This window comes from Sphingobacterium sp. FBM7-1 (assembly GCF_020687765.1).
Classification (GTDB): domain Bacteria; phylum Bacteroidota; class Bacteroidia; order Sphingobacteriales; family Sphingobacteriaceae; genus Sphingobacterium.
In genome coordinates this window covers 86,248-104,275 of record NZ_JAJEWJ010000005.1, presented here as the reverse complement: position 1 = coordinate 104,275, position 18,028 = coordinate 86,248, and the positions used below count along the sequence as shown (strand labels likewise).

11 protein-coding genes and 1 tRNA gene are annotated in these 18,028 nt (G+C 41.7%); 8 read left to right on the top strand and 4 right to left on the bottom strand.

The features are described from left to right. Positions 1-34: 34 nt before the first annotated feature. Positions 35-1,549 (bottom strand): catalase, encoded by a 1,515-nt coding sequence (locus LKO28_RS10345; protein WP_227694748.1) that lies wholly within the window; start codon positions 1,547-1,549, stop codon positions 35-37. A gap of 917 nt (positions 1,550-2,466) precedes the next feature. On the opposite strand from LKO28_RS10345, the gene LKO28_RS10340 reads away from it, so the two are divergent. Both LKO28_RS10340 and LKO28_RS10335 read left to right on the top strand, forming a co-directional pair. Next, positions 2,467-3,417, top strand: coding sequence for an aldo/keto reductase (locus tag LKO28_RS10340; protein ID WP_227694746.1), 951 nt, complete (start codon positions 2,467-2,469; stop codon positions 3,415-3,417). Positions 3,418-3,454: 37 nt separating this feature from the next. Further along, complete coding sequence (locus LKO28_RS10335) at positions 3,455-4,162, top strand: DsbA family protein (RefSeq protein WP_227694744.1); 708 nt, start codon at positions 3,455-3,457, stop codon at positions 4,160-4,162. A gap of 122 nt (positions 4,163-4,284) precedes the next feature. Here LKO28_RS10335 and LKO28_RS10330 read toward each other — a convergent pair whose 3' ends face one another. Beyond that, positions 4,285-5,145: an AraC family transcriptional regulator gene (locus tag LKO28_RS10330; protein WP_227694742.1), complete on the bottom strand. Its 861-nt coding sequence runs from the start codon at positions 5,143-5,145 to the stop codon at positions 4,285-4,287. A gap of 320 nt (positions 5,146-5,465) precedes the next feature. Between LKO28_RS10330 and LKO28_RS10325 the strand changes: the two genes are divergently transcribed. The 4 genes from LKO28_RS10325 (at position 5,466) to LKO28_RS10310 (ending at position 12,552) form a co-directional block, all read left to right on the top strand. Beyond that, positions 5,466-5,870 (top strand): L-rhamnose mutarotase, encoded by a 405-nt coding sequence (locus LKO28_RS10325; RefSeq protein ID WP_227694740.1) that lies wholly within the window; start codon positions 5,466-5,468, stop codon positions 5,868-5,870. 194 nt (positions 5,871-6,064) lie between these two features. Next, positions 6,065-7,699, top strand: coding sequence for an alpha-L-fucosidase (locus LKO28_RS10320; protein ID WP_227694739.1), 1,635 nt, complete (start codon positions 6,065-6,067; stop codon positions 7,697-7,699). Positions 7,700-7,844: 145 nt separating this feature from the next. Next, the gene (locus tag LKO28_RS10315; protein WP_227694738.1) at positions 7,845-10,907 is read left to right on the top strand and encodes a SusC/RagA family TonB-linked outer membrane protein; all 3,063 of its coding nucleotides are present in this window, start codon (positions 7,845-7,847) and stop codon (positions 10,905-10,907) included. A gap of 19 nt (positions 10,908-10,926) precedes the next feature. After that, on the top strand, positions 10,927-12,552 hold the full coding sequence (locus LKO28_RS10310) for a RagB/SusD family nutrient uptake outer membrane protein (RefSeq protein WP_227694736.1): 1,626 nt from the start codon (positions 10,927-10,929) through the stop codon (positions 12,550-12,552). Between the two features lie 205 nt (positions 12,553-12,757). Here LKO28_RS10310 and LKO28_RS10305 read toward each other — a convergent pair. Next, positions 12,758-12,829 (bottom strand) — tRNA-Glu (locus tag LKO28_RS10305). Between the two features lie 174 nt (positions 12,830-13,003). Further along, positions 13,004-14,278 carry a phosphoribosylamine--glycine ligase gene (purD, locus tag LKO28_RS10300; RefSeq protein ID WP_227694735.1) on the bottom strand — a complete coding sequence of 425 codons (1,275 nt, stop codon included), beginning with the start codon at positions 14,276-14,278 and terminating at the stop codon, positions 13,004-13,006. A 204-nt stretch (positions 14,279-14,482) separates the two neighbouring features. Between purD and LKO28_RS10295 the strand changes: the two genes are divergently transcribed. Beyond that, the gene (locus LKO28_RS10295; RefSeq protein ID WP_227694734.1) at positions 14,483-17,146 is read left to right on the top strand and encodes a hypothetical protein; all 2,664 of its coding nucleotides are present in this window, start codon (positions 14,483-14,485) and stop codon (positions 17,144-17,146) included. An 89-nt stretch (positions 17,147-17,235) separates the two neighbouring features. After that, a complete protein-coding gene (locus LKO28_RS10290) occupies positions 17,236-18,003 on the top strand; it encodes an enoyl-CoA hydratase/isomerase family protein (protein WP_227694732.1) in 768 nt (255 codons plus the stop codon). Positions 18,004-18,028: the final 25 nt, after the last annotated feature.

The following is an 18,028-nucleotide window of genomic DNA, read 5'->3' as shown; positions in this document are numbered from 1 at the left end:
TCGGGATTCATCTTTAATAGCTATTCGCTACCGACTATCTTCCAGTTGGCCGCGGAGCCCAACGATCATAAGGTGATAGATCGAAACTATTAACTTCGTCCATCGTAAGGCCTAAAGCCTTAGCTACCCCCTCTCCATATTCTGGATCTGCCTTATAACAATTGCGAATGTGGCGGATCTGGATGAACTTCTCAGCACCTCCCACTTGTGCTGCTGTATTCTGAAATAACACATCGGCTTTTCCATCTGCTTTAATGATACGGAAGAGGTCTCCGGGCTGCGTATAGTAGTCTTCGTCATCGTCTCTAAAATTATGTGCATAGGCTGTACCTTCAAGTTCTAACGGAGGTTCTTTACTTTCGGGCTGCTCCTGCCATTCTCCATAACTATTTGGATTGTAATGTATAGCGTCGCCATAGTTGCCATCTACACGCATAGCACCATCCCGATGGAACGCATGATAAGGACAACGTGGTTTGTTAACCGGAATCTGGAAATGGTTCACACCCAATCTATAGCGCTGTGCATCCCCGTAAGAGAAAAGTCTTCCCTGAAGCATTTTATCTGGAGAGAAACCTATTCCCGGAACGATATTGGTTGGATTGAATGCCGCTTGCTCAACATCTTGAAAGTAGTTTTCTGGATTTTTGTTGAGTTCAAACTCGCCGACAGGAATCAGCGGAAAATCTTTTTTTGACCACACCTTAGTCAGATCGAACGGATGGAAACGATATGTTTTCGCTTGTTCTTCGGTCATGATCTGCACAAACATTTTCCATTTCGGAAAGTCTTTTCTTTCAATCGCATCGAAAAGATCCCGTTGCGAGGACTCCCGGTCGTAGCCTACAGTGGCAGCAGCCTCTTCGTCGGATAAATTTTCTATGCCTTGTTGTGTTCTGAAATGAAATTTTACCCAGTGTCTTACATTATCCTTGTTAATGAAACTGTACGTGTGACTTCCAAACCCGTGCATATGTCGGTACCCCTTAGGAATACCCCGGTCACTCATCACGATGGTGACCTGATGCAGTGATTCCGGAAGTAATGTCCAAAAATCCCAGTTATTATTCGGGCTTCTTAAGTTCGTTTTTGGATCGCGTTTAACGGCGTGGTTCAAATCCGGAAATTTCATCGGATCACGGAAGAAAAAAACAGGCGTATTGTTTCCTACTAAATCCCAGATACCTTCGTCGGTATAAAACTTAAGTGCGAAACCGCGAATATCCCGCTCAGCATCCGCCGCTCCGCGTTCTCCCGCAACCGTAGAGAAGCGCGCAAACATTTCCGTTTGTTTGCCGATTTCGCCAAAAATGCTGGCGTTGGTATACGGCGTTATATCGTGTGTAACGGTGAAGGTTCCAAAAGCTCCTGATCCTTTCGCGTGCATCCGTCGCTCGGGTATGACCTCTCTATCAAAGTTCGCCATTTTCTCTAAAAACCAGAAGTCCTGCATCAATAGCGGACCCCTCGGCCCTGCCGTCTGAACATTCTGATTATCCGGAACAGGCGCACCGGTCTGTCTAGTCAGTTTTGATTTTTTTTCTTCCATAGCGTTATAATTTTACTTGTATTGAATAGGTAGAGTCTATATGATCACATTTAGTATACCCCTATAATTGTTTCTATCCGAGATATATGATATCCGCCGTCTCCGAGGAAATACATCTAGACCAAGATACAAAAAAGTATCTTAAAATAAGATAACCCCCCTTGTGCATTTTAGAAATGCTGATTTTTAAACCCTAGATATTTCTTCCACATATTTTGGTTTTGAACGCAACTTTATCGGCGCCAAGATAGGAAAGCGCGCTGACCAACTTGGGGTATGTGGGTGCAAATTTTTCCGCACAAGGACACTTTTTGTCTGCACTTTTAGTCACCTCGCCGCAAAATTTGCATAAAAAATGTATTTAGACGCAGGAAAAGCACTTTCGGAGGTGAGTAACTCCTTACCGTTACGTATACGTAATGTGAAAAAACTTATACGTGATGCGTCGTTTGTGATACGTTCCGTATCAAAAGGTATACACAGTAGGCGAAATCGTATACGCAGCCGGATAGACAACTAGAGTAATGTGGCAAAATGTATGCGAAATGCTTCATCTGTGATATGTTCCGTATCAAAAGGTATACACAGTGCGCGAAACCGTATACGCTGCCGGATAGACAACTGGAGTAATGTGGCAAAATGTATGCGAGATACGCCGTCTGTTATACGTGACGATGCGTCAGTTATATATTATGGGGCGGTAGTTATGCCTCCCCATACAATAGCTATACGTTATGAGGCGACAACGATGCCTGCGGAGCGCGTACGTCCACGCCATGCGCCGCCGCATAAAAGTTTGAAAAACTTTTGTGAACCAATTTGGCTAAATTTGTTCAAACAAAATGTAACACAAAACATTACATAGTAAAGTATCTCCATTTAATTACAAAATCATTAAAACAATAAAATAGTAAGAAATGAAGAAAAAAATAACAATTGGACAAACCGATTTACAGGTAGCTCCTTTTAATTTGGGAGGAAATGTTTTTGGATGGACGCTTGACGAAAACAAGTCTTTCGCGATATTGGATGCCTATGTGGAAGCTGGGTTTGATTTTATCGACACCGCCGATATGTATTCTTATTGGGTAGATGGTGGTGCTGGCGGTCAATCAGAGACTATCCTCGGGAAATGGATGAAGGCCCGCGGTAACCGAGATAAAGTAGTGATCGCTACAAAAGTTGGTGGGCCTACCGGCGTCAACGAAATAGACACTAGCCGCGCTCACATTTTAGAAACAGTGGACCAATCTTTAAAACGATTACAAACAGATTATATTGATCTCTATTATACGCATTATGATGATGAGAAAACGCCGGTAGAAGAAACCCTGAGTGCCTACGACGAATTAATTAAGGCCGGCAAAATCAGGCATATCGCCGTATCGAACATTACGCCCGAACGTCTCCGGACTTCTTTAGCGGTTTCCGAGAAAAACAATCTCCCCAAATACCAGGCCTTGCAACCGTTATATAACTTAGTAGAGCGTCAAGGCTACGAGAGGGATTACGCACCCATAGTAGCTGAACATGGCCTCACCGTATTCCCCTACTATGCATTGGCCTCCGGATTCCTCACGGGAAAATACCGCTCCGAGGCTGATTTCCAAAAAAGCCCACGTGGGCAAGGTGCGGCCAATTACCTGAACGAACGGGGATTAACGGTGTTAAACGCGCTAGATGAAGTAGCAAAAAGGCACCAGACAGTACCAGCGGCTGTTGCCTTGGCGTGGTTGTCCGCTCAGCCCCACATCGGTGGACCGGTGGCAAGTGCAACTTCGGAAGAGCAATTACACGAAATCTTATCGAGCGTGTCTTTAGATTTAGACGGCACGGATCTGGAATTGCTGGATATCGCGAGTAAATAATGCAACTCGCAGAAGAAAAATTAAAAAAATAGATGACATGAAGATAGAAATATGGAGCGATGTGATGTGCCCGTTTTGTTACATCGGAAAGCGAAATTTTGAAACGGCATTGGAACAATTTTCTGAAAAGAATCACATTGAAGTGATCTGGAAAAGCTTTCAATTAGACCCATCTTTGCCAGAAGTCGCGACCGACAGCCAAGAAGACTATTTGGTAAAACGCAAAGGCATGAGCCCAGAGCAGGTGCAGGAAATGTTAGCCCATGTGACGGAAACGGCTAAAGAAGCTAATTTAGATTACCATTTAGACAAATCCGTTATGGTTAACTCCCGCAAAGCCCATCAGCTTATACAGTTTGCCAAAACAAAGATGTTAGGTGACGAAGCCGAAGAACGTTTATTTAAAGCATTCTTTACCGAGGGTAAAAATATCGCAGACTTGGCAACCTTAACGCAATTGGGTAAGGATATCGGTTTGAATGAACAGGAGCTGCAACAAGCTTTTACGGATGATCAATACCAGTTAGCGGTGTCGCAGGATATTCAGGAAGCGCGCAACCTTGGCGTTAGCAGTGTGCCGTTTTTTGTATTTGATAGGAAATATGGGGTCTCAGGTGCACAGCCACCACAGGCTTTCCTCGAAACCTTAACCAAATCCTTTCAGGAATGGAGGGCTTCAAACCCCGCCGTAAATTTGCAAGTTACGCAAGGACAAAATTGTAGTACGGACGGTACCTGCGATTGATAAACCCTGTATTAAAGAAAAATCCTGCAAACATGCTGTTTGCAGGATTTTTTTAAGTGTTTTTTGATTCTACTATGTCTACGCAAAATCGGGGGATCTAAATAATAATACCTTGGCCGGTACTACATCTCCAATCGCTTTCTATAATTTGTTGGGTTCTCACCGGTGAGTTTTTTGAAAAGCCTATTGAAATAGGAAACGTTTTCAAATCCTAATTGAAAAGCCAATTCTTGTACACTATAATTCTGAAGTAGCATCATTAATTGTGCTTTTTCGATCTTTTTTTGATTTATGTATTTTCCCGGAGTACAGTTCAGCTGTTTTTTAAATAAGCGTATAAAATGATCTTTTGTAAGGAAAGACATGTCTGCCAACTGATCAATGCCGATCGGAGTATGGATGTTACTATGTATATATTCGAGAACTCTTTCCATTCGCTCGTCCACATTTGGCATTTTTTGGGTTGTGAAAGCAAAAAAGCGAGATATTAACTGCTGGATAATACCGTTGCTTTCCAATTCAAGTGCAAGCGGTGTATGCCCCTGCATGGCGATGTTTTTTATAAGTTCTGTGGAGTTGTCATAGGCATCTGGATCATAAAATGACAACTCCCTGCCTGGATTAATGGAATAAAGACGTTCTACTAAATCTAGCAGTAGCGAGTCTCCCTCGATCTCAATAGGGAAATTCAACTGGTCAAATACACTCGATTTCTTTTCCAAAGTTTCATAAATATGGATATAGTAAAGACAAAACTCATCGTCACATTCATAACTATGAGGTGTATATGAAGGCGTCAGGTAAAGATGTCGTTCTTTTAATTGATATTTGTTTCCATCCCGCTTAAGCCAAGCAGTTCCTTTCTTTACTACGTGAATACGGGTAAAGGGACTGTTTATGTTTTTCCAATTCCAATCGGCATGGTGTTCTGCATATCCAATATTCAGTAAAATGAAATCCAACGGATACTTTTCTTTTCGCAAGGCTCCTCCTTTTTTATCCTTGGTCTACTCCGATATAATTCGATGCCTACCGTACTTCTTATAACGAATTACAGTATAAATATAGCTCTTTTTTTTTCTTCTTATCAACATGTTGTCTGTGGAAAAGTCGATATCGTTCAACCTTAAGTCGATTCTTGTAAAGAAAATTCCTTCATGAGGACTTACTTTTGGTTTGTTGTAAACCTGATATAAATATAAACGGTAAGATATAGAATATAGTTGGTTATATCATAGATAAACTAAAGAAATGCTAATAGATATCTACTTAAGCTCTTAGATAAAAATGAACGTAACACAATATGGAAGTTAAAAAAACTAAAGTAGGGTATACTCAAAAAAAACACAATCAACCAATAAAGAGATATTGTCAAACCTTGGATTTAATAGATGATTCACAAATTATACAAGAATATATTGATGCCCATGCTAAAACGAACCATTGGAAAGAAATTCCGACGGGGCTCAGAGATATCGGAATTTTAGAAATGGAGATATATATACTAGGAAACCGGCTGTTTATGATTGTAGAAACCGGCTTAGAATTCGATTGGGACGTAGCTTTTTCAAAACTAGATACATTACCCAGACAGGCCGAATGGGAGAATAAAATGTCTTTTTTTCAACGTTCAAATGGAAAAACTTCAAGTGAAAAGTGGCAGTTAATGGAGAGAATATTCTGTCTTTATGATTCCGATGGTGAGTAATACACAATGATTCCAATCGAAATAGCGATAAATCGATAAAGTGTAATGTTTTGTCGATAACGTGATTGGAACAGCGATGGCAATTAATTTAACTTTGTTTATTAAATGATAAGCAACCTTTTGTAAGCCGGGTGATCACATTTATTTTTAGCTGATGATCGTTCGACAACGCAATGTTTAAACGTATAGTTATTATGAATAGAAGAACCGTAATTAAGATGTTAGGCGCCACCATACCTGCGCTGTATTTAAGTAAGAATAGCCTTGGAATGAGTACTTGGGGAAAGGTGCCGTTTAACCCCGATTGGTCATCTTTAGAAAACTATCGTGTACCAGACTGGTTTCGAGATGCAAAGTTCGGCATCTGGGCGCACTGGGGGCCTCAGTGTCAACCCGAAAGAGGAGATTGGTATGCTCGGGGCATGTATGAGGAAGGTTCTGATCAATACAAATACCATGTTGAAAAATATGGACATCCATCGACTTTTGGATTTAAAGATGTCATCAATGAGTGGAAAGCCGAAAAATGGGATCCAGAAGCGCTCATGGATTTATACAAAAGAACAGGGGCTCAATACTTTATGACTTTAGCCAATCACCATGATAACCTTGACCTGTACGAAAGTAGTCACCATAAGTGGAATAGTATCAATGTTGGACCAAAAAAAGATATCGTGCTTGGATGGGAGAAGGCCGCGAAAAAACGAAGACTCCGATTTGGCGTAAGTGTTCATGCGGCGCACGCCTGGACATGGTACGAAACAGCTCAACGCTCCGATAAGCAAGGACCGCTCAAAGGCGTTCCCTACGACGGAAAGCAGACCAAAGCTGACGGCAAAGGAAAGTGGTGGGAAGGATACGATCCACAAGAGTTATATGTTCAAAATCACCCATTGAGCAAAGGAAGTGAAGAGGGGCATACTATACACAGGCAATGGCATTGGGATATCGACACAGGTGTCAGTATTCCATCAGCGTCGTACTGTGAAAATTTCAAAGATCGAACGTTAGAACTTATCGATAAATACAATCCTGATGTTGTTTATTTTGACGATACAGCTCTGCCGCTATGGCCTATTAGCAATGTCGGATTGGAAATTGCCGCACACTACTACAATAAAAGTATGAAGCATAATAAAGGGAAAGTAGATGTAGTGATCAATGGCAAGATATTGGATGAACAACAACGTAAATGTATGGTGTGGGACATCGAAAGAGGACAAAGCAATAAAATTGAACCTGAACCTTGGCAAACATGTACCTGTATCGGAGCATGGCATTATGATCGACGTATTTATGACAATAACCACTATAAGTCTGCAAAGACTGTAGTGCATATGCTGGTAGATGTAGTGAGCAAAAATGGAAATCTTCTATTAAGCGTTCCGTTAAGAGGAGATGGATCCTTAGACGATAAGGCTAGAAACGTGGTTGAGGGAATAGCTTCTTGGATGAGTATAAATTCGGAATCTATCATCGGAACCAGACCGTGGCATACATTTGGAGAAGGGCCTGCGCAACAGGATGCGCCGGAGCTACACGCGCAAGGATTCAACGAGGGGCGAGGCAAGCCGTTCACCAGTGAAGACATAAGGTTTACAAAAAAAGGAAATGTTTTGTATGCCGTCATTATGGGAAAACTCGAGAAAGAAAGTGTGAAAATAGTTTCTTTGGCTAAAGGAGCAACTGACACGAAAACTGTAAAAAAAGTAAATATGTTAGGATACAAAGGGAATCTTTCCTTTGTGCAAGATCATAATGGTTTGGTAGTTAGAATACCAGAAGCAGCTCCGCAAGACGATATCGGTGTTGTTTTGAAAATTTCTTGATATAAACCGAGAGACTGACATGATGATTAGTATGCTGATTGTCAGTTTTAAATTCTTTCCATCGTTGATAATTTTTCTAGCTCTGGATTTATCCATATGGATCTGTAATACCAGCTGCTTTTCTTAACACAAAAAAGATTAAAAGATGATTGCCAATTTTAAACGATATAGCCATATCAAATGGCACCGTATTGTCGCTATTCTACTCCTAATATTCGTGCAAAACCTTTATGGCCAGCAATACAACTCAATTTCTGGTTTAGTGAAAAATGAAAAGGGAGAACCTATGATTGCTGCGACAGTATTGATAAAGGGGACAAATAAGTCTATATCAACTGACCAAAGAGGAGAGTTCACGCTTCAATACGAGCTTTCAGGTTCGTCGGATATCCTTTCTGTTACTTTCGCGGGCTACAAACCAGTTGAGTTGAGAATAGGAGACCAAACCTTTTTTAATATAGAAATGTTACCCGTAACGGAAGGTTTGGAAGAAGTGGTAGTTATCGGCTACGGGACGGAAAAGAAAGTGAATCTTACGGGAGCGGTTTCATCAGTTTCTGAAAAAGATATAGAAAACAGACCCATTACACAGGCATCTCAAGCACTTGCAGGTCTCGCAACAGGCGTGACTGTCTCACAGGGAGCCGGAAGACCAGGTAACGATGGAGCGTCCATAAGAATCAGGGGAATGGGAACGTTTTCCGGAGCCGGAAATGATCCGTTAGTACTCATAGATGGTTTGGCTGCTTCAATAAATGATATTGATCCCAATAATATAAAGAGTATATCGGTGTTAAAAGACGCCGCTTCGGCATCGATTTATGGAACTCGTGCTGCGAATGGTGTTATTTTAATTGAAACAAAGAAGGGGTCTAGCGGGAGATTGAAGGTGAACTATAATAATACATTAGGGGTGCAGAAAGTGACAGAGCTACCCGATTTCATGAGCTCTGTGAATTATGCGGAGCTGTTTAATGAGGCAAATGTCAATATGGGCCGCGCATTGACCTATACAGATGAGGAAATTGAGAAATTTCGATCGGGCGTCGATAGGGATAATTATCCAGATGTACCCCACCTTAAAAACCTGTTGACTTCGGGTTCTGGCTTTCAAACAAATCATAATCTGGGTTTTTCCGGAGGTTCCGATAAATCTACATATCTTTTCTCCCTTGGCTATTTAAATCAAGATGGGATTGTTGCCAAAAACAATTATCAGCGCTATAACTTTTTGTTAAATTTTACCGGCGAGATACTTGATAACCTAAAGCTGAATGTGAACATAAACGGAAATACATCAAAAACTAAGGAACCGAAACATTTTGATGGCGATATGATGCATATGATTGGTTTTGCAGTTCGGCAAGGGCCAATTTATGCTGGCAGGAAAAGTGATGGTACATACGGGTATCAAGATAATTACAGCCCCGAGGCGTGGATGTCGAGTGAATCCTTTATTAATCGAGCAAACAAATTTTTCCTTGGTGGAGCGGAACTAGCTTGGGAAATAGTCCCCGGACTTACCTGGAGTGGCAAAGCAGGATATAACTATTCAAGTTATACGGACAACAGCTTCACCTCAGATTTCGTTTTCGACGAAAACAAAAAAGTTGGACCCAATAATCTGAATGTTTCCTCCGGAGATAATTCGCTAATTACCCTACAGTCTTTATTAGCATTTGACAAACAGTTTGGCACCCATACACTAAATCTTTTAGGTGGGTATTCAGAGGAAAGGAATCGTTCAGATTTGATGTCCGCTTTTAGGGATAATTTCCCTAGTAATCTCCTTCATGAACTGAATGCGGGCGCTGCATCAAACATGCAATCCTCAGGATCGGCTGGAGAATGGGCTTTACGATCTTTCTTTGGACGGGCAAAATATAACATTGACGATCGTTATCTCTTTGAAGCTAATGCCAGATATGATGGTACTTCCAGATTTCCGGCAGCGGGTAGATGGGGAATATTCCCTTCTGTGTCCGGAGCTTGGCGTATTTCCGAAGAACAATTTTTCAAAGAAAATGTTCGGGGCATTGACAATCTGAAGATACGGGTATCATGGGGGAAGTTGGGAAATCAGAATATAGGTAATTATCCTTATCAGAATGTTCTAAGCTTGGGATACGGTTATCCTATTGGGGGTGTCCTCGCGCCGGGTGCACGCCTCGTCAATCTGGCTAACGAAGAAATCACTTGGGAAACTACCACCGTCACTGACGTAGGACTTGATATGTCGATATTAAATGGCAAGCTTGATTTCTTGATAGATTACTTTGACAAATATACAGATAATATCCTTTATAACTTGACTGTTTCCAGTGTGCTGGGCTTAACTCCATCAGAGGTCAACGCTGCAGCCGTCCGGAATCGAGGCTTTGAGATCATGGCTCGATATAACACACAGATAGGTAAGGTTGGTCTCTCGATTAGTCCCAATTTTTCTTACACTAATAATCGTATAGAAAAACTGGCGGGTGGTTTACAACAGGACATTGGAAAAGGATTGTTTGTTGGAAGTTCTATAGGTGCTATATACGGATATCGCGCAGATGGCCTATTTATAAATAACGACGATATAGCAAATTATCCAGGACAGCCATATTCAGCTGAACCCGGATTCGTACGCTATGCCGATATCAGCGGTCCTGACGGTGTTCCAGACGGAATTGTAGATCCTACGTATGACCGGGAAATAATAGGTAATACCGCTCCTAAATATAGTTACGGAGGAACTGTTAATCTTGATTACAAAAGGTTCGATTTTTCCATATTGCTACACGGCTTAGCTGGATTTTATCGTCAAATGGGAGCGTATCAGGCATTTGCATTCTACAACGGTGGACAAATTCAAAAATGGCAAGCAGACAACAGGTGGTCACCGGAAAATCCAGATCCTAATGCAGAGTATATAAAACTGACCAGTCTGAATATGGGCTCGGGAACAATCATGACTTCAACTTTCTGGAATAGAAATGCGTCGTTCATCAGACTGAAGAATCTTCAATTTGGCTACTCATTTCCCGAAGAGTTGACTAGAAAAATGAACGTATCAAAACTTAGAGTATTCTTCAGCGGACAAAATCTGTTTTCATTCAACAGCTTTTATAAGGGATGGGATCCGGAAATGAATCAAGGGACAGGCGATAATACTCCGTTCTATCCGATCACTGCAGTGTATACTTTTGGGTTAAATATCAATTTTTAAGGACATTTATCTAACGATCATGAAGCTAAAAAACATTTACATCATTGCCAAATCATCGATATTGTTGCTGGTAGCAGTGGTTACCAGCTGTAGTAAAGGATTCTTTGAAAAATATCCACTGGATGCAGTTTCTGATAACACATTTTGGAATACAGAAAATGATGCGCTGCTCGCGTTAATGGGATGTTATAATACAGGAGCCTTTTGGAAAGGTGAAGATTTCTGGACGCCAAGGAGTTTGTTATATCTCGACTTAATGGCTGGAAACGGCTCGGAAAAAGAATTAATTCCCGACCGCGTGACTGACGGTACGCTGAATTCTGCATACGGGTTGATTGCATCATACTGGGCCAATTCGTATCAAAAAATAGCAGCATGTAACAATTTTCTGGACCATATTGATCAAGTTTCTATGGATGAAACAGAAAAAGAGATTATGGTCGCCGAGGTCCGTACTCTTCGGGCGTACGAATATTTTAACCTTGCCCTATATTACGGAGGAGTACCTTTGATAACAAATGTCCTAACCATAGAACAGGCAAATAATGTCGAGAGAGCATCAAAGGAAGAAGTTTGGTCCTTTGCGGAAAAAGAACTTTTCGAAAGCTATCCTATATTACCCGTTACAAGACCTGCCGATCAAGAGGGACGAATTACTTCTGGAGCTTCTTTGGCGATATTGGGACGACTTCTTATGGCTGAGGAAAAATGGGATGCTGCAGCTAACACTTATAAAACAATTATCGATGCGAACGTCTATACGATAGATCCTGAATTTTTACCTCTTTTCCAACTAGGTAACGGTGGTGGTAAAGAAGTTATTTTGAGTTCTCAATACAAGGAAGATGTTTATGGACATGTTTTACCACAATATCTTTATCCGGAAACGTGGGGAGGTTGGCATCAGTTTTCTCCCTATAATGAACTCGTAAAAACTTTTGAATGTATAGATGGGAAAACGATCGAACAGTCTCCGTTATACGAAGTACATAATCCCTATGAAAACAGGGATCCTAGACTGGATTACACTGTATTAATTTCTGATAGATCAGTTTTTAAAGGACAGACATATATTTCCCGGCCGGGAACATCCTCTCCTGACCGTTTTAACCGGTATAACTGGAGCGGGTATGCTATCCGAAAATTTATGGATGATTCATTTGACGGAAACCTTATGAACTATGGAGCAAACTGGCCTCTTATTAGATATGCTGAAGTTCTACTTGGTTACCTTGAATCTAAACTTGAAGCAGGCGACGTAATTGACCGATCACTGTTGGATCAAACTATAAATAAGGTGCGGAGTAGATCAGATGTTAATATGCCCGCTGTTACCACAACCGAATCAGCCGAGCTGCGGAGCGCTATCAGAAGAGAGCGGAGAGTAGAGTTTGCATTCGAAGGTCTCCGGTATTTTGATATCCTACGCTGGGGTATAGCCGGCGAGGAACTGAACCGGCAATTTACGGGGATGAAATTGACCAACGAGCCTGCCAATTATACGGATTTTGATGTTGACGAAGAGGGGTATCTTATTTATCAAAAACGGGCATTTAAAATCGGTGTAAATGAACTGTGGCCTATTCCTTTATCGGAATTACAGATCAATAGCCGTCTGAGGCAGAACCAGAACCCCGGATATTAATCCGGGTGTTTTCCCAGTTTGTTAGTTCTAATCGTCAGAGCTTTTTACCCTCCAGCAATCAGCTCCAGTGGGAGAAAAAAATGACTCACCGAATGACTCACTTTTTTATTGGGAAAAATTGAAAAATTTGTAGATACCGATAAAACAAAAAAGCCTGCAAACATTTTATTTGCAAGCTTTTGGTATGTTTTGACTTTTAAGTCTGTAGCCCGTAGGGGAATCGAACCCCTGTTTCAAGAATGAAAATCTTGCGTCCTAACCCCTAGACGAACGGGCCTTTGCTTTTGGTGATGCAAATATAAGAGCATTATTCAAATCACCAAAACATTTTGACTATCTATTTTATAATCTATTGAATCTGAAAAGATTATTTTTCATAAAACAACATCTTAAATCGCACTTTTGTGTTAATTTCCCATTTGCGCCAGAAAACAACAAAAACCAGCCTATTTTATAAGAGATCAAACCCGATATCTTTTCTGAAATACATCCGCTCAAAAAATATCCTTCCCGCATCAGCAGTCGCTTGTTGCAATGCGTCAAACAAATTGTCTTGAAGCGTTGTTACCGCCAGAACACGTCCGCCCGCAGTGAGTACCTTGCCATCTACAAGTTTCGTTCCCGCATGAAAAACAATGGAGTCTTCCACGTTCTCGATATTTGCTATTTCTTTACCCGAATCATAGTCGCCCGGATAGCCTCCCGAAACAAGCACAACAGTTACCGCGGTTTTAGGACTAACTGTATAATTGCGCGAAGCGAGGTCGCCTTTGGCTACACCTTCCAATAAGTCGACTAGGTCTGATTCGATCCTCGGCAATACCGATTCGGTTTCGGGGTCACCCATCCGTACGTTGTATTCGATAACATAAGGCTCCCCTTCCACATTCATCAAACCGATAAAAATAAATCCTTTATACGAAATCCCGTCTTTCTTCAAGCCTTCTACGGTAGGCTTGATAATACGTTCTTCCACTTTGGAAAGAAAAGTTTCGTCTGCAAAAGGAACAGGGGATATCGAACCCATACCGCCGGTATTTAGTCCGGTATCGCCTTCCCCGATACGTTTGTAATCCTTCGCAGAAGGCAACACTTTGTACGAGTCCCCATCGGTAAGCACAAAAACAGAAAGTTCTATACCACTTAAAAACTCTTCGATGACTACTACCGAACTAGCATCGCCAAACTTTGCGTCGGCGATCATCGCCTTAAGCTCTGCTTTAGCATCTTCCAGCGTCTCACAAATCAAAACACCCTTCCCTGCCGCCAAGCCGTCAGCTTTGAGAACAATCGGTAGTTTCTGCGTCTCTAGGTAGGCTAATCCATCTTCCAGATTAGATTTATTGAACGATCGATAAGCCGCCGTCGGGATTTGATGGCGCACCATAAACTCTTTTGAAAAGTCTTTAGAACCTTCCAGCTGCGCGCCTTCCTGTTGAGGACCGATAACCGGTATATGCTTTACATCTTCCCGGTTCAAAAAATAATCATGAATACCTTTTACCAAGGGCTCTTCGGGGCCGACGAGTACCATATCTACGCGCTTTTCAAGGGCGAAGGACGCTATACCGTCAAAATCGGTTACCTTCAAGTTTACATTCTCACCGTACGCACTCGTTCCTGCATTGCCCGGCGCGATAAACAATTGATCCAATTTTGGACTTTTTGATAATTTGTATGCAAAAGCGGACTCTCTGCCGCCAGAACCAATAATTAAGATATTCATATGCACAAAGATACCGATGTTGATTAATATTCAACAAAAAATTAATTTGGTATCCTGTTTTTTCGTAATTTGAGTCCAAATTTCACCTAATATGATATGGAAATACCCACATCTGGCAACACACGAATACGAGTGTTGACATCTGGATATCCTATATGACCTTAAAAATATGAAATCATTCATGCAGCCAATCGAGAATAAACGATGAATAATTATATACATGTGAAGAAACTTCTCTTATTATGTTTTATAACGCTATCAGCGATCGGTATAAAAGCACAAGATCTACACGGCCTTCTCGCTAAACTCCAGACATATCATGACGCCCGACCTATTGAAAAGCTTTATCTCCATATCGATAAACGCTCCTATACCGCGGGAGAAACGGTATGGTTAAAAGCCTATACGACAGTAGGAATAAATAATCTTTTATCCAATATTAGCAATATTGCTTACGTAGAACTCATTAGCCCAAAGGAGGAAATTGTATCGAGTATACGGATTCCTATTCTAACCGGCCTCGGCATGGGGGATCTCGCATTGGCCGACACCTTAATTGAAGGAACATACCGCATTCGGGCTTATACTAATTGGATGCGCAATGATAGCTCGGCCTATTTTTTTAATGAGAACATTCAAGTTACGAACGGCAGATTAGACAACGTTCTCTCCCATTCTTACCTCGACAATAGCAACTATACCATCCAATTGCGGGATATCCAAGGCATTCCATTGGTAGAAGAGGCGGTCCGGTACGAAATTATCTCCCCTACGGGCAAAAGCCTAAGACGAGGACGTGTTAAAACAGATGGTCAAGGGCAGCTATCGATTCCTTTTAAAGATGAATACGCCGAGGGTAAACTTTCTATTCGTTTTACGAACGCGACAAAAGCACAAATAGAGAAAATCTTCAAACTACCGAACACGACGACTTTAGAAAATAGCATACAATTTTTCCCCGAAGGAGGAAATCTATTAACCGGGAGCATGAATAAGCTTGCAGTCAAAACATTAAAACCTGATGGCCTCGGCATCAAGAGCCGAACCATTATATCGACAGCTACCGGTGACACCACAGCAACCATCGAAACCAATATCTTGGGTATGGGCTCCGCTCCCATGTTTATTCATAATACAGAACCGATGGTCGCATATACTACATTCGATGATGGATCCACCATAAAATCTGAACTTCCTAAACCCGTTTCATCCGGCTATAATATTCAAATGAACAATGGAAATAGTGACAAACTATTCGCGCAAGTAGGCGTGAGCCCGGATATGCAAGACGGAAATGAAATCTATTTTGTAGCACAATATATGGGGAATGTATACTACGCATCAAAACAACCTGCATCTAAATCGGAGCTAGTCTTTTCTCTACCTAAAACCCATTTGCCCCACGGTATAATAACCATCTGTATTTTAAACCACGATCTAAAACCGCTCATAGAAAGGCCCGTTTTCATCTATAATGCGAAAGACGTGTTGCCTTTGGCAGCCAAGATTGACACGCCCACAAGCATGAAAAGAAAAAAGGTAACCGTATCGCTGGAAACAGGGAATCCATCGGATAGTATACGAAATACGGTCTTGTCTGCCTCGGTGGTCAACCTCTCTAAATTAAAAGACGACCCCAAAATAGTATCCAATATTCTATCATCATTGCTGTTGAGTTCCGATATAAAGGGATACATCGAGAACCCGGGCTATTATTTCGACGATAAAATAAAAGTTAATGACATAGACGATCTGCTATTGACACAGGGCTGGCGGAAAATAGACATCACATCGTCATTGGACGTGAGCGAACCCGTTTTCCCTCCTGAAAAAAGTATATCTATTAAAGGCCAAGCCAGAAAACTTGGCAGAAAAGCACCCGCTTCAAATGCTAATATGGTTCTTGTGCCTACGCACAATTTTATGGAATTTATCGATACAGTAGCCAACGAAGAAGGTTATTTCGAATTCAACAATTTATTTTTCCCAGATAGTATTAAATTCCTGATAACTGCGAAAGACGAAAAAGGAAGAAACAACATCGACATTATTGTTCCCGAAGAAACCTCGCCCACCATAGGTCCTAACAAAAATGCTCCCGGCGAACAAAATAATGTAAATACAACCTTCGTAGACGAGCTTCTGCATAGTAAGAAATACTTCTCTGGACTAGAAGCACAAGGTCTTATGGAAAAATCTATCGCTATCCAAGAGGTTGTCGTGACGGCTCGAAGCCCCAGACATAAAGCTTCAGAGCGTTCTGCGAACCTCAATGGGCCCGGAAACGCGGATCAGGTAATCGGGGCGGAAGACTTGGAAACGTGCACGACGCTGGAAATGTGTTTAAATGGGCGTTTGATGGGCGTCATGTTTCAAAATGGCATTCCACACACCACACGCGGCGGCGGAGAAATGCAAGTTATCCTAGACGGGATGTATGTCGAAAACGACATGCTATCGATGATCAACCCTATGGATGTGCAAAGTGTGGAGGTATTGCGTAATATCAATTATACCGCTATCTATGGTTCCTACGGTGGGAACGGACTCATCATCATTACATCAAAAACGGGAGCCGACGCCATGCGAAGCTATACGCCAAAGGGTATCGCGACGGTACAACCAAAAGGTCTGCATATCCAAAAAACATTTTACAAACCTATCTATGAACCTGGTTCTGAAACAACACTTAATCAAGATTTACGTATAACCATCCATTGGGAGCCCAACATCATAACGGATGAAAATGGCAAAGCGACTTTCGACTTTTATACTTCCGATGAGGCTGGTCAATATCTTTTAACAGTTGAAGGGTTAGATCTTAACGGACGGCTGGGAAGAAAAACGTTAACTCTTGACGTCAAATAAAAACGGGATCTAAATGTCCGGTTTGGTTATTTATTTATAATAATGATAGTTTTTTGCGTATTTTTCCATAAAATAGCGCAAAGAATGTTATGGGCGAATTCATCAAAGCACAGACAAACGAACATATCACTTACATAGGGCTTGACCGAGGGCGATCCAACGCATTGCATCTAGAGATGATGCAGGAACTAACGAGTGAGTTGGAACGTGCAAAAGACGATCCCGCGATCGAGGCCATTATCCTGCATGGTAAAGAGGGCTTCTTTTCTGCGGGGCTTGACCTCATTACTTTATACGAATATAATGATGGGCAGATAAAAAAGTTGTGGGAAACTTTTATCGATCTTATATACACCCTTGCTTCCTTTCCTAAACCAGCCATTGCTTCCATAACCGGTCATGCGCCTGCCGGAGGGTGTGCCCTGGCGATTTGTTGTGATTATCGCATTATAGCCGAAGGCGAGTTCGTCATTGGGCTAAACGAAGTTCCCGTCGGCCTCATTCTACCACCGGGCATCTTTGATCTCTATAGCCTATGGTTAGGGCAATCGCTCGCCTGCCGATCTTTGTTAGACGGGAAATTATTTTCCCCGGCGGAAGCACTAGAAAGTGGGCTCATCGACGAAGTTATACCAGCAGACCGCATTCATACCGCAGCCGCCCGTAAAGCAAAGTCATGGATGCAGTTCGAACGCCATGCATGGCGCACAACAAAATTAAATATACGTAAACATTTGCTAAAGCAAATCGAAGAAAACAAAGCAGAAGTCGTACAACAAATGGTGACACAATGGTGGAAACCCGCCACCCGCCAAATATTGAAAACGATTATGGAGAATCTTTCAAGCAGGAAGTAGCAACAAAGAAATACACTTATGCACA